Here is a 13,381-nt window from a genome sequence, read left to right as displayed (position 1 = left end):
GGTCGTGCCCAAGCAGGTCGTGCCGGAGGAGAAGCGTCGGCGGCGTCGCCCCACCAGGGGCGGCACCGTGCTGTCCGAGCGGCTGATCGTCGACACCGCCCTGCGCATGCTCCGCGAACACGGCAGCGCCGGCCTCACCGCCCGCCGCCTGGGCCTCGCCCTGGACGCGGACCCGAGCACCCTCTACCGCTACTTCCGGGGCATGGACGACCTGACCCTCGCCATCGGCGACGCCCTCATCGGCCAGGCGCTGCACGGCTGGCGGCCCACGGGGGAGTGGCCGGCGGACCTGCGCGCCATCGGCCTGCGGGTCCACGCCGTGTACGTCGCCCATCCGCAGGCCGCCGTTCTGACCGCCAGTCGGGTCACGGGCCGCGCCAACGAGCTGGCCGCCGACGAGGCCATCCTCGACGTCCTGCGCACGGCCGGTTTCCCGCTGCCGGAGACGGTACGGATCTACCACGCCTTCATCGACCAGACGCTGGCCTTCGCCGCCCTGGACGCCGCCTCCCTGGCTCTGCCGCGCGCCAGCCTCACCGCCGACGAGGACATGTGGCGCTCGACCTACGCCCGTCTGCCCCGCACCACCCACCCCCGTATCGCCGAAGCGGCCCCGCTGCTCGCCGCCCGGATGGTCGCCAGCGCCTATCCGACGGCCCTCGACATGCTGCTGGACAGTGCGGCACGGACGCTCGCCGGAGAGGGCCCCGGCAGTAGTTGTGATATTGAAAGCTGAGCCGATTGGATGTAGCGAGCAACCAGGACACCTGTGGACCCCAGCGACAGCAGTACCGGCAAGGACTCCGACCCCCAGCCGACCGCACCCCCGGACGAACCCCGCCCGGCCGGGCGCCGTTGGGCCATGGACACCCGGCCCCTGCGCCGTCCCGCCTACCGCCGCCTGTGGTCCTCGACCGCCGTCACCGCTGTCGGCAGCCAGCTCACCGCGGTCGCCGTGCCCAAGCAGATCTACGACATCACCGGCTCCTCCGCCTGGGTCGGCTACGCGAGCCTGGCCGGGCTCGTGCCGTTGGTCGTGTTCGCCCTGTGGGGCGGCGCGATCGCCGACAGCATGGACCGCCGCAAGCTGCTGCTGATCACCAACACCGGTATCGCCGTCACCTCGCTGCTGTTCTGGATCCAGGCCCTCGTCGGCCTCGACTCGGTGGCGACCCTGATGCTTCTGCTCGCCCTCCAGCAGGCGTTCTTCGGCCTGAACTCACCGGCCCGCAGCGCCGTCGTCGCCCAGCTGGTCCCCGAGGAGGAATTCGCCGCGGCCAACGCCCTCGGTACGACCGTCATGCAGACCGGCCTGGTCGCGGGACCGCTGCTCGCGGGCGCCCTGATACCCGTCGTCGGTCTCGCCGAGCTGTATCTGCTCGACGCGCTCGCCCTGTGCGTCACCCTGTGGTCCGTCGTCCGGCTGCCCGCGCTGCCGCCGGGGCCGGCGGCCTCCCGGAAGGCGGGCGCGACGGAGATCGTGGCCGGCTTCCGCTACATCGCCCTGCACAAGGTGCTCCTGCTCTCCTTCCTCGCGGACATCGTCGCCATGGTCTTCGGCATGCCCCGCGCCCTGTTCCCGCAGCTGGCGGCCGAGACGTACGCCCCGTACGGGGAGGGGCTCGCCCTCGGTCTGCTGTTCGCGGCGATCCCCGTGGGGGCGGTGCTGGGCGGACTGTTCTCGGGTACGTTCTCGCGGGCGCGCCGGCACGGCTGGATGGTGATCGGCGCGGTCGTCGCCTGGGGGCTGGCGATCACCGGCTTCGGACTGAGCACCAGCCTGTGGATGGCGGTGGCGTTCCTGGCTGTCGCCGGAGTCGCCGACCTGGTCTCCAGCGTCTTCCGGGTGGCGATCCTGCTGTCGGCGGCGACCGACGAGATGCGCGGCCGGATGCAGGGCGTCTTCACGGTGGTCGTCGTGGGCGGTCCCCGACTGGCCGACCTGCTGCACGGCACCACGGCATCAGCCCTGGGCCCCCGCACGGCCGTCGCCGGCGGCGGACTCCTGGTCGTCGCCGTCACCCTGGCCCTGACGGCCGCGATGCCGGCGCTGCGCCGCTACCGCGTCTGAGCGCCGGGCCGGACTCGTCACCCGGAGCCACGGCTGTGCGGAGAGAACTGCTCCATCAGTCTGCCCCGGGTCAGCTCCAGCCGATGGGCGAGGATCTCGGCGATGACCCGCACCAGCTGCAGCCCGAGGGCCGGTTCCTCCTCGCAGAGTTCGAGCACCGACGCGGCATCGAACTCGTACGCTCGTACGGGACTGAATGCCTCGGCGCCGAAGTCCCACCGGTGGGGCGGGAAGAGCCAGGACCAACCGAGCAGATCACCCGCCCCGAGGCCGGCCACGGTCACCCGCTGCACCGGCGTCACCTGCTGGACCAGGGAGACCGCGCCGGAGCGGACGACCCAGAAGCGGTCAGCGGTGCCGCCCGCCTCGAAGATCTTGAAGTCCTCGGGAAAGGACACCTCCGTCGCGAGCGCGAGCAGACGCTCACGGCGTGGCGGGGGAAGGGCGGTCAGCAGCTTTGTCGCTTTGGTCATGAGCAGGGCTCCTCACCGGCGATCCGGAGGGAAGACGTCCGCCACGACAGCGCGCGGCCGGGTTTCGGCGGCTTCCCCTACACCCATTTGAGCTGTTGCGGACGCGCCGGGCACCTCGGCGGCGGGCAGGAATCTGCTTTTTGACAGAAAAAGACCCTGGCTGGACGGGGGAGACCAGCCAGGGCCGTAGGTGGTGGCACGCGGAGGGCGGTCGCCTCGCGGCGAAAGGCTCCATGGGGCTTCAGCCGAACGATCTTCCCCATGGGCTATAGGTGAGGCCCGGGGACACTGTCCCCTCCGCAGCCACGTAGACAAGAACGGTCGGCCCCTCCGGGTTGTTCCGTGTCGACTCCGAAGCCGCGCGTGATCCACGTCACGTCCGCCTACGGGGGTGGTCAGGCCTCGGACACCTGGGCCATCAGCGTCTGCAGACGAAGGCCGCGACGGGCGTCGAGCTCACCGGAGACACCGGTGCGTACGGCGGTCGCGAACTCGCGGCGCAGTACCGGCCAGGTCTCCTCGTGGTCGAGTTCCGCGCAGTCGAACACCAACTCCGGGCCGGATCCGTAGAGTTCGACCCGGGCGGAGCCCTGTGCCACGTTCACCGAACCGGACAGGGAGGCCTGGCTGACCGCACCGTTCTCGTGCTCGCAGGTGAGTTCGATCCAGCGGCGTGGATCCCCGGTGCCGCGCACCCGTGTGATCGGCCCCACGGCGGCGTCGAGGAGGTCGAGGACGTGTGGCCCCAGATCGAGCAGCGCGCCCTGTTCCAGCCGCCAGGGGCTGGCGAACGCGCCGCCGAGGAAGGCGCCGCTCAGAAAGGCGGCCCGAGCGCCGAACACATCCGCCTCACCGGCCGCTGCCAGGAACCGGCGCGTCTCCGGGTGGTAGCGGTTCGTCAGAGTGACCTGGGAGACGACTCCGGCCTCGTCGATCGCGTCCACCAGCCGCCGGGCCGCCCCGAGATCCTCGGCGATCGGCTTCTCCAGCAGCAGCGCCTTGCCCGCCTTCGCGGCGCGCAGGGCGAACTCGGCCTGGACGGCGGGCGGCACGGCGAACGCCAGCGCCTCGCAGGAGTCGAGCAGTTCCTCGAACCGGGCGGCGACCGGGGCGCCGTACGGTGCCGCTGTCTCCTCGGCCGCCTCCGGGCGGCGCGCCCAGACGCCGGCGAGTTCGGTCTCGGGCCCGGCCGCCAGCATGCGTGCGTACACCCACTGCGCCCAGGGCCCGGCGCCGACGAGCCCGACCTTGACGGGCGCGTCCGACCACGGTGCGGCGGTACTGGTCACGGGGATCGTCCAATCCGTACGGGAGCCGATTCGGAGATCACTCTGCGGGCCCGTCCGTCGTACCGTCAACCAAGAACTGCCCAGGTCGTGCGCCCGACGATCAGCGGAACACGTTGTCCGAGTCGTCCCAGTGCGCGAGTTCGTCCGCCGCCGCGTCGGCCCGGGGCGAGCGCGTCCTGGCCTGGTACATCGCGTCGATCTCGAAGGCGTAGTGCCGCACGATCGCGTCCCGACGAAGCTTCATCGAGGGGGTCAGCAGACCGTTGCTGAGCGCGAAGGGCTCCGCGAGGACCCGGAAGACCCGGATCGACTCGGACCGCGACACCGAGCTGTTGGCGGCGGCGACGGCCCGGGCGACCTCCTCCCGCAGGGCGTTCTCCTCGCGCGCCTGGCGGTGCGGCGTGTCCTCCTGCAGGGCCAGCGACGCCCGCCAGTGGGCCAGGAACTCCGGGTCGAGGGTGATCAGAGCCCCCACGCACGGCCGGTTGTCGCCCACGATCACCGCCTGGTGCACAAGCGGATGCATGCGCAGCCGGTGCTCCAGGGCGGCCGGAGCGACGCTCTTGCCGCTGCTGGTGATGATGATGTCCTTCTTGCGCCCGGTGATCGTCAGATACCCCTCCTTGTCCAGCCGCCCGATGTCCCCGGTGGCCAGCCAACCGCCGCGCAGTGCTGCCCGGTTCCCGGCTTCGTCGTTCACGTACCCCTGGAAGACGGAGGCGCCGTACACCAGGATCTCGCCGTCCTCCGCGACCCGGATCTCCGTGCCGGGCAGTGGCTTTCCGACCGTTCCGAACTTCTCCCGGCCCACGGGCTGCGCGGTGATGCCCCCGCAGGTCTCGGTGAGGCCGTAGCCGTCGTGGACGAGGATGCCGATCCCCGAGTAGAACAGGGCGAGTTCACGGTTGAGGGGCGAGCCGCCCGACACCGCGCCGCACACGCGTCCGCCCAGCGCGCCACGGAGTTTGCGGTACACCGTCCGCTCGTAGAGGGCGTGTTGGAGCCGCAGGTCGAAACCGGGCCCGGAACCCGTGCCCAGTCGCTGCCGTTCGACGGCCGTCGCGAAATCCCGGGCGGTGTCGACGGCACGCTCGAACAGGCTGCCCCGGCCCGATCTCTGGGCGGCACGCAGGAAGTTCTTGTAGATCTTCTCGAACACCGAAGGCACCGCGTACAGGTATGTCGGCCTGAAGGAGAGCATCGCCGAGGACAGCGCCTCCGCGCTCAGGTCGGGTTCGTGGCCCATCAGGAGGCCGCCGCGCAGACACAGGCCCTGGATCATGAGGCCGTAGACGTGCGAGAAGGGCAGGAAGGCGAGAACCGTCGGCTGTTCGCCGGGCGGTGCCGCCGTGTGCCTCCAGCCCGCGAGGAGGGTGTCGCAGGGGCTGGCCAGACTGCGGTGACTCAGGGCGCAGCCGCGCGGATTCCCGGTCGTGCCCGATGTGTAGGCGATCACCGCGGCCGAGTCCGGCAGCACGATCCGGCGCAGCGAGTCGACCGTGGTCGTCGCCACCGACCGCCCCAGCTCCACGAGTTGGGCCAGGGCTCCGTCGTCCAGCTGCCACACGTTGCGCAGCAGGGGCAGCGAGGTGCACACGGAGCCGACGGTCATGAGGCCCTGTTCGTCCTCGACGACGACGGCGCTGCACTGCGAGTCCGCGAGGATCCAGGCGACCTGGTCGCGCGAGGAGGTCGGATAGATCGGCACGACCTCGGCGCCCACCGCCCAGAGCGCGTAGCAGAGCACCGTCCACTCGTAACGGGTGCGGGCCATGATGGCCACGCGGTGGCCCGGTGAGATGCCGGAGGCGATGAAACCCTTGGCCAGGTCGACGACCTCGTCCCGCAGTTCCGCGGCCGTCACCTTGGTCCAGACCTGCTTCGTCAAATCGACGCGACGTGCGAGCTGCACCATGTCGGGCTGACGGATCGCCGTGTCGAAGACGCTGTCGGCGAGTCCGCCCGTCAACGGTGCGGAGGTGGGGGGAGCGAGGGCGAAGTCGCGCATGCGCTGCTCCTGGATCGTACTGACTGTGACCGCGCCGACGAGTGGAGTTATCGACGGTGAACGAATCTAGCTCAGGTCACGGGCTTTGTTGTCGGGAACTGCGAAGTCGTTGTCCCCCGGAGGTTTCGGAAGAGGACTTCCGTGATCGCACCTCATGTCACCTCACCACACTTCACCTCATTCGGGTCGGCGTCAGCCACACCGTGGCGAGCGGTGGCAGGGTCAGCCGGACGCCCGACGAGCTGGGCACAACCACACCGGGGTTGAGGATGCCGCCGCCTCCGTAGCGGGCGGAATCCGTGTTGAGGACCTCCTGCCAGGCGGTGACCGGGCCGGGAACGTCGAGACGGTACTCGTGACGGACCACCGGCGAGAAGTTGCTGACGGCCAACAAGGGCACTCCCTCCGCGTCGTGGCGGAGGAAGGCGAAGACGTTGTCGTCGGCGGCGTCCCCGGCCACCCACCGGAAACCGGCGGGGTCGGTGTCACGCTGCCAGAGCGCGGCGGTGCGCCGGTAGACGGTGTTGAGATCGCGGACGAGATCACGGACACCCCGGTGGTCGGGCTCGGCCGCGTACTCCGGGTCCAGCAGCCACCAGTCCGGCCCGTCGGCCTCGGACCACTCGGAACCCTGGGCGAACTCCTGGCCCATGAAGAGGAGTTGCTTGCCGGGGTGGGACCACATGAAGGCCAGGTAGGCCCGCTCGGTCGCCCGTTGCTGCCACCAGTCGCCCGGCATCTTCGACACCAGCGACCGCTTGCCGTGGACGACTTCGTCGTGGGAGATGGGCAGGACGTAGTTCTCGCTGTACGCGTACACCATGGAGAACGTCATCTCGTGGTGGTGGTGCTTGCGGTGGACCGGGTCGTGCTGGACGTAGCCGAGCGAGTCGTGCATCCAGCCCATGTTCCACTTCAGCCCGAAGCCGAGCCCGCCACTGTCGGTGGGACGGGTGACCCCGTCCCACGCGGTCGACTCCTCGGCGATCGTCATGACCCCCGGAACCCTCCGGTACAGGGTGGCGTTCATCTCCTGGAGAAAGGCGACCGCGGCGAGGTCCTCCCGCCCGCCGTGCACGTTCGGCGTCCACTGCCCCGAGTCGCGCGAGTAGTCGAGGTAGAGCATCGAGGCGACCGCGTCCACCCGCAACCCGTCGAGATGGAACTCCTCGCACCAGTACACGGCGTTGGCGACCAGGAAGTTGCGCACCTCGGTCCGCCCGAGGTCGAACTCGTACGTCCCCCAGTCCGGATGCTCGGCACGCCGCGCGTCACCCGGCTCGTAGAGGGGCTCCCCGTCGAACCGGGCCAGCGCCCACTCGTCCTTGGGGAAGTGCGCCGGCACCCAGTCCAGCAGGACGCCCACACCGGCCCGGTGCAGCGCGTCGACCAGATACCGGAAGTCGTCGGGGGAACCCAGCCGGGCGGTCGGCGCGTAGTAGGAGGTGACCTGATACCCCCAGGACGGGCCGTAGGGATGCTCGGCGACCGGCATGAGCTGAACATGGGTGAAGCCCAGGTCGGCCACGTACGCGGGGAGTGCATCTGCCAGTTGACGGTACGTCAGTCCTGGTCGCCAGGACGGGAGATGAACCTCGTACACGGAGAAGGGCTCCTCGTGCACGGCACTGCCGGAGCGGCGCGCGAGCCACTCCTCGTCGCCCCAGTCGTAGTGGGAGGCGGTGACGACGGACGCCGTCGCGGGCGGCACCTCGGTGCGCCGGGCCATCGGGTCCGCCTTCATGACCCGGCCACCGTCCCGGCCCACGACCTCGAACTTGTACCGCTCGCCCTCACCCACACCGGGCACGAACAGCTCCCACACCCCGGCGGCACCGAGAGAACGCATCGGGTGAGCGGTGCCGTCCCAGCAGGTGAAGTCCCCGGCGACCCGGACCCCTTGAGCATTCGGGGCCCAGACGGTGAAGCGGGTGCCGGTGACGCCCTGGTGGGTCATCGGCTCGGCGCCCAGCGCCTTCCACAGCTCCTCGTGCCGCCCCTCCCGGATGAGACGCAGATCCCGCTCACCGAGCGAGGGGAGGAAACGGTACGGGTCCTCGACCTCCGAGGCACCGTCCTCGTACGACACCAGCAGCGTGTGGGCGGGAAGCGCGGTGGAGGAGGGATCGAAGGGGAGTACGGCGCTGAAGAACCCGTCGCCGTCGTCGTCGAGCCTGTTCGGCCGCCCGTCGACCAGCACGCTCACACCCCGCGCGCACGGGCGCAGCGCACGGAAGACGACCCCGCCGACAGGCAGGGGGTGCGCGCCCAGGACGGAGTGCGGGTCGTGATGGGTGCCGGCGAGCAGTCGCCGCCTGTCCTCGGGATCCCAGAGGGCGTCGGGCCTGCCCAGGGAGGGCGTGTCGGGGAGGGAAGGGTCGTGCAGGGCCACAGCGGTCAGCCTCCTCGGACGGCGAGTCGTTCGATCGCAGCCATGGGGACGGGGAGCCAGTCCGGGCGGTGCCTGGCCTCGTAGACGACCTCGTACACGGCGCGGTCGGTCTCGTACGCGCGCAGCAGTCCGGGGTGGCGGCGCGGGTCCCACCCGGCCCTGGCGGCGTACCCCGCGCAGTAGGCCTCCCGGCAGCGCCGGGCCCACTCGGGGTGCCACGGCAGCCGGGTGCGGGCGGCGTAGTCGAAGGAGCGCAGCATGCCGGCGATGTCCCGCACCGGTGACTGGGCGCTGCGCCGTTCCGCGAGCGGGCGGGACGGTTCGCCCTCGAAGTCGATCACGTACCAGTCCCCGCCGGTGCCGCCCGTGCGCAGCACCTGTCCGAGGTGCAGATCACCGTGGACGCGCTGCGGGGCCGGGCCGGCGTCGAACCCGGCCAGGGTGCCGAACGAGGCTCGCAGCCCCTGGGCGTACGGCCGCAACGCCGGTACGCAGTGCACGGCGGCGTCGAGACGGTCGGTCATCGCCGTCGCCGTACGTCTGTTGTGCCGTTCGCCGCGGGTGTCGCAGGGGAAGGCGGTCGCGAGGGCCAGGTGGACATCGGCGGTGGCGCGGCCCAACTCGTGGGCCTCGTCGGTGAAGGCGTGCCCCGAGGCGAGCGCGCGCAGGGCGAGGGTCCAGCCGTCGGCGGCGCCGGGCAGGAACGGCTGGAGCACTCCGAGGGTCGCGTCCTGAGGCAGATCGGTCCTGAACCAGGCGGCCGGTGCGGGTACCCGGGCGCACCCCAGCCGGGCGAGGGCGGCGGGCACCTCCAGATCGGGGTGGACACCGGGCTGGACGCGTCTGAGCACCTTCAGGATGAAGGATTCGCCGTACACGAGCGAGGAGTTGGACTGTTCCACGTCGAGGAGACGCGGGGCGAGTCCGGCGGGCACGCTGACGGCGGGGTCGGCCTCGAAGCGCAGGGGGCCGGATGTTCCGGGGTGCCGGAGACGCTCCAGCAGCAGTGCCGCCGCCCGGGGGTCCCGCAGGGCGTCGTAGACCAGCAGGCCGGCGAAGGGCCCTTCGTGCGCGCGGCCGATGAGAGCCCGGCCGAGGTGCGGCGACGGGCGGTCCCGGACACGGAGGAGCAGCTGGTAGCAGTCGCCGGGCGGGGGAGGGCCGCCGGGGACGGGGACGGCCGTGTGGCCGGTGCGGACGAGGAGGTGCAGGCAGCCAGGAAACAGCTCGGTCATGGACAGCAGGTCCAGGTCCGTGACAGGCCGGTCCTTGCCCGCGAACCAGCGCTGCTGCGGCAGCCAGTCACGGAGCAGACCACCGAGTGAGCTCAACGGCTCGGCGAGGGCCGCCGTCCGGCTCGGGCGAAGAGACGCGGTCTTCGGCATGGTGACGCTCCTTTCGCGGGGCACACGGTCACGGCCGTCGGGCAGGGCGGGAGGCGGTTCGGGTGAGCCGGAACCAGTAGAAGCCGTGGCCGGCGAGGGTGAGGAGGTAGGGGAGCTCGCCGATGGCGGGGAAGCGTACTCCGCCGATCAGCTCGACCGGGTGGGCGTCGCTGAAGGCCCGCAGGTCCAGTTCGGTGGGCTGGGCGAAGCGGGAGAAGTTGTGGACGCACAGGACGAGGTCGTCCTTGTACTCGCGCAGGAAGGCGATCACGGCGGGGTTGGAGGAGGGGAGTTCGGTGTACGAGCCGAGGCCGAAGGCGGGGTTCTGCTTGCGGATCTCGATCATGCGCCTCGTCCAGTGCAGGAGCGAGGACGGGGAGGACATCGACGCCTCGACGTTGGTGACCTGGTAGCCGTAGACGGGGTCCATGATCGTGGGCAGGACGAGGCGGCCGGGGTCGCAGGAGGAGAAGCCGGCGTTGCGGTCGGGGGTCCACTGCATGGGGGTGCGGACGGCGTCGCGGTCGCCGAGCCAGATGTTGTCGCCCATGCCGATCTCGTCGCCGTAGTAGAGGATCGGGCTGCCGGGCAGCGACAGCAGCAGGGCCGTGAACAGCTCGATCTGGTTGCGGTCGTTGTCCAGGAGGGGCGCCAGCCGCCGCCTGATGCCGATGTTGGCGCGCATACGCGGGTCCTTGGCGTACTCGGCCCACATGTAGTCGCGTTCCTCGTCGGTGACCATTTCGAGGGTGAGCTCGTCGTGGTTGCGCAGGAAGATGCCCCACTGGCAGTTGTTGGGGATGGCGGGGGTTTTGGCGAGGATCTCCGAGACTGGATAGCGGGATTCGCGGCGGACGGCCATGAAGATGCGGGGCATGACGGGGAAGTGGAATGCCATGTGGCATTCGTCGCCGCCGCTGCGGAAGTCGCCGAAGTAGTCGACGACGTCTTCGGGCCACTGGTTGGCTTCTGCCAGCAGTACCGTGTCGGGGTAGTGGGCGTCGATCTCTTTGCGTACGTGTTTGAGGAATTCGTGGGTGGCGGGGAGGTTTTCGCAGTTGGTGCCCTCGGCCTGGTAGAGGTAGGGGACGGCGTCGAGGCGGAAGCCGTCGATGCCGAGGTCGAGCCAGAACCGCAGTGCGGAGATGATTTCTTCCTGGACGGCGGGGTTTTCGTAGTTGAGGTCTGGTTGGTGGGAGAAGAAGCGGTGCCAGTAGTACTCCTTGCGGACCGGGTCGAAGGTCCAGTTGGAGGCTTCGGTGTCGACGAAGATGATGCGGGCGTCCTGGTACTGGTCGTCTTTCTTGGCCCAGACGTAGTAGTCGCCGTAGGGGCCTTGGGGGTCGTTTCTGGATTCCTGGAACCAGGGGTGCTGGTCGCTGGTGTGGTTCATGACGAAGTCGATGATGACGCGCATGCCGCGTTGGTGGGCGGCGTCGACGAATTCGACGAAGTCGGCGAGGTCGCCGAATTCGGGGAGGACGGCGGTGTAGTCGGAGACGTCGTAGCCGCCGTCGCGGAGGGGGGATTTGAAGAAGGGGGGGAGCCAGAGGCAGTCGATGCCGAGCCATTGGAGGTAGTCGAGTTTGGCGGTGAGGCCTTTGAGGTCGCCGATGCCGTCGCCGTTGCTGTCCTGGAAGGAGCGGACGAGGACCTCGTAGAAGACGGCGCGTTTGAACCACTCGGGGTCCCGGTCCTTGGCGGGAGTGTCCTCGAAGGTGTCCGGAACAGGGGAGTTGACGGTCACGGTGTTACTGGCCTCCAGTCGATTACCGCAGCAGGTGGAACACGTGCGCGGGCGTCCTGCCCGGCTCCAGACGTACGTAGTTGGTGCGGCCCCAGCGGTAGGTGTCACCGCTCAGTTCGTCACGCACCGCGAGGGAACATTCCTCGTCTTCCCGTATGTCCAGGCCGAGTTGCGGCATGTCCAACGAGACCGTCGCCTCCTGGGTGCGGTGGGGGTCGAGGTTCACGACCACCACAACCGTGTCCTCACCGGTGTGTTTGCTGTACGCGATCACCGCGTCGTTGTCGGTCCGGTGGAAGCACAGGTTCCTGAGCCGGCGCAGGGCGGGGTGATCGCGTCTGATCCGATTGAGGGCGGCGATGAGCGGGGCGATCGAATCCCCGCTGCGTTCGGCCGATTCCCAGTCCCTGGAGCGGAGTTGGTATTTCTCGGAGTCCAGGTATTCTTCGCTGCCTTCGCGCAGCGGGGTGTTCTCGCACAGTTCGTAGCCGCTGTACACACCCCAGGTCGGGGAGAGCGTCGCGGCCAGTACGGCGCGCGCCTCGAACGCCGGGCGGCCGCCGTGCTGAAGGTACTCGTGCAGGATGTCGGGGGTGTTGACGAAGAAATTCGGGCGCATGTACGCGGCTGCCTCACCGGACAGTTCGGTGAGGTACTCGGTGAGTTCGGGTTTGGTGGTACGCCAGGTGAAGTAGGTGTACGACTGCTGGAAACCGACCTGGGCCAGGGTGTGCATCATCGCCGGCCGGGTGAAGGCCTCCGCCAGGAAGATCACGTCCGGGTCGGTGCGGTTGATGTCCGCGATCACCTGTTCCCAGAAGACCACCGGTTTGGTGTGCGGGTTGTCGACCCGGAAGATCCGCACCCCGTGATCCATCCAGTGCCGCATCACCCGCACCGTCTCCGCGACCAGACCGGGCAGATCGGCGTCGAAGGCGATCGGATAGATGTCCTGGTACTTCTTCGGCGGGTTCTCCGCGTACGCGATCGTCCCGTCCGGGCGGTGATGGAACCACTGCGGATACTTCTGCACCCAGGGATGGTCCGGCGAGCACTGCAGCGCGAAGTCCAGCGCCACCTCCAGACCGTGCCGGGCGGCCTCCGCGACGAAGAAGCCGAAGTCCTCCAGCGTCCCCAGATCCGGGTGCACCGCGTCATGGCCGCCCGCCTCGGAACCGATCGCCCACGGCACCCCCACATCCCCCGCCGACGCCGACAGGGTGTTGTTGGGCCCCTTGCGGAAGGTGTGCCCGATCGGATGGATCGGCGGCAGATACAGCACGTCGAAGCCCATCGCCGCGATCGCCGGCAACCGCCGCGCGGCTGTCCGGAACGTCCCGTGCGGCTGCTCCGGCGTGCCCTCCGACCGCGGGAAGAACTCGTACCACGCCCCGTACAGAGCCCGCTCCCGCTCCACCACCAGCGCCAACGGCTCACTCGACGTGACCGGCTCACGCAACGGATACCGGCGCAACACCTTGTCCACCGCCGAGGTCAGCGCCGGTGCGAGTCGATCCGTGACCGGGAGCGAGTCGTCGCCCAGAGCCTGTGCCGCGGCCAGTACGGCAGCCCGCGCCGCCCGCTCCGGCACGCCCGCGGCGGCACGCTCGTACAGCAGTGCGCCCTCCTCCAGCACCAGCCCGACATCGATCCCGGCCGGGATCTTGATGCCCGCGTGGTGCCGCCAGGTGCTGACCGGGTCGCCCCACGCCTCGACCCGGTAGGTCCACCGGCCCGCCGTGCCCGGGGTGACGTCCGCGCCCCAGCGGTCGGTGCCAGGGGCCAGTTCACGCATCGGCGTCCAGGGGCCCGGCCGGCCCTCCGGGTCGCACAGCACCACGTTCGCGCCGACCGCGTCATGGCCCTCACGGAAGACCGTCGCGGTGACCTGGAAGGTCTCTCCCGCGACGGCCTTCGCCGGGCGTCTGCCGCTTTCGACGGCCGGGCGCACATCCCGCACCGGGATGCGGCCGATGGCCGGGGTCGGGCTCATGGGTCTCACCTCTGGCGTGTTCG

At 70.0% G+C, this 13,381-nt stretch carries 9 protein-coding genes; 2 read left to right on the top strand and 7 right to left on the bottom strand.

Annotation, left to right across the window (positions count from 1 at the left end):
• Positions 1–4: 4 nt before the first annotated feature.
• Together PV734_RS20855 and PV734_RS20850 are read left to right on the top strand one after the other, a co-directional pair.
• Positions 5–736: a helix-turn-helix domain-containing protein gene (locus PV734_RS20855; protein ID WP_319290788.1), complete on the top strand. Its 732-nt coding sequence runs from the start codon at positions 5–7 to the stop codon at positions 734–736.
• Between the two features lie 33 nt (positions 737–769).
• A complete protein-coding gene (locus PV734_RS20850; protein WP_319094466.1) occupies positions 770–2,071 on the top strand; it encodes an MFS transporter in 1,302 nt (433 codons plus the stop codon).
• Between the two features lie 17 nt (positions 2,072–2,088).
• On the opposite strand, the gene PV734_RS20845 is transcribed toward PV734_RS20850, so the two are convergent.
• From PV734_RS20845 to PV734_RS20815, 7 genes are all read right to left on the bottom strand, one after another.
• The gene (locus PV734_RS20845) at positions 2,089–2,544 is read right to left on the bottom strand and encodes a cyclic nucleotide-binding domain-containing protein (RefSeq protein ID WP_319094465.1); all 456 of its coding nucleotides are present in this window, start codon (positions 2,542–2,544) and stop codon (positions 2,089–2,091) included.
• A 395-nt stretch (positions 2,545–2,939) separates the two neighbouring features.
• Positions 2,940–3,833, bottom strand: coding sequence for a Gfo/Idh/MocA family oxidoreductase (locus tag PV734_RS20840; protein ID WP_319290786.1), 894 nt, complete (start codon positions 3,831–3,833; stop codon positions 2,940–2,942).
• 100 nt (positions 3,834–3,933) lie between these two features.
• Positions 3,934–5,841 (bottom strand): AMP-dependent synthetase/ligase, encoded by a 1,908-nt coding sequence (locus tag PV734_RS20835; protein WP_319290784.1) that lies wholly within the window; start codon positions 5,839–5,841, stop codon positions 3,934–3,936.
• Between the two features lie 172 nt (positions 5,842–6,013).
• Entirely contained in the window at positions 6,014–8,233 is a 2,220-nt protein-coding gene (gene glgB, locus PV734_RS20830) for a 1,4-alpha-glucan branching enzyme (RefSeq protein ID WP_415924235.1), read from the bottom strand.
• Between the two features lie 5 nt (positions 8,234–8,238).
• Positions 8,239–9,618: a maltokinase N-terminal cap-like domain-containing protein gene (locus tag PV734_RS20825; protein ID WP_319094462.1), complete on the bottom strand. Its 1,380-nt coding sequence runs from the start codon at positions 9,616–9,618 to the stop codon at positions 8,239–8,241.
• Positions 9,619–9,646: 28 nt separating this feature from the next.
• Entirely contained in the window at positions 9,647–11,365 is a 1,719-nt protein-coding gene (gene treS, locus PV734_RS20820) for a maltose alpha-D-glucosyltransferase (protein WP_319290781.1), read from the bottom strand.
• 22 nt (positions 11,366–11,387) lie between these two features.
• Positions 11,388–13,358 carry an alpha-1,4-glucan--maltose-1-phosphate maltosyltransferase gene (locus PV734_RS20815; RefSeq protein WP_319290778.1) on the bottom strand — a complete coding sequence of 657 codons (1,971 nt, stop codon included), beginning with the start codon at positions 13,356–13,358 and terminating at the stop codon, positions 11,388–11,390.
• Positions 13,359–13,381: the final 23 nt, after the last annotated feature.

Source organism: Streptomyces sp. AK08-02, assembly GCF_033795085.1.
Lineage (GTDB): Bacteria > Actinomycetota > Actinomycetes > Streptomycetales > Streptomycetaceae > Streptomyces > Streptomyces echiniscabiei.
The sequence above is the reverse complement of the archived record's forward strand: the minus strand, read 5'-3'. Positions and strand labels throughout refer to the sequence as shown.

Bases quoted from the DNA above. Each gene is read 5' to 3' on its own strand.
- PV734_RS20835 (WP_319290784.1), bottom strand. From the start codon at position 5,841: ATGCGCGACTTCGCCCTCGCTCCCCCCACCTCCGCACCGTTGACGGGC.
- PV734_RS20815 (WP_319290778.1), bottom strand. From the start codon at position 13,358: ATGAGCCCGACCCCGGCCATCGGCCGCATCCCGGTGCGGGATGTGCGC.
- PV734_RS20825 (WP_319094462.1), bottom strand. From the start codon at position 9,618: ATGCCGAAGACCGCGTCTCTTCGCCCGAGCCGGACGGCGGCCCTCGCC.
- PV734_RS20845 (WP_319094465.1), bottom strand. From the start codon at position 2,544: ATGACCAAAGCGACAAAGCTGCTGACCGCCCTTCCCCCGCCACGCCGT.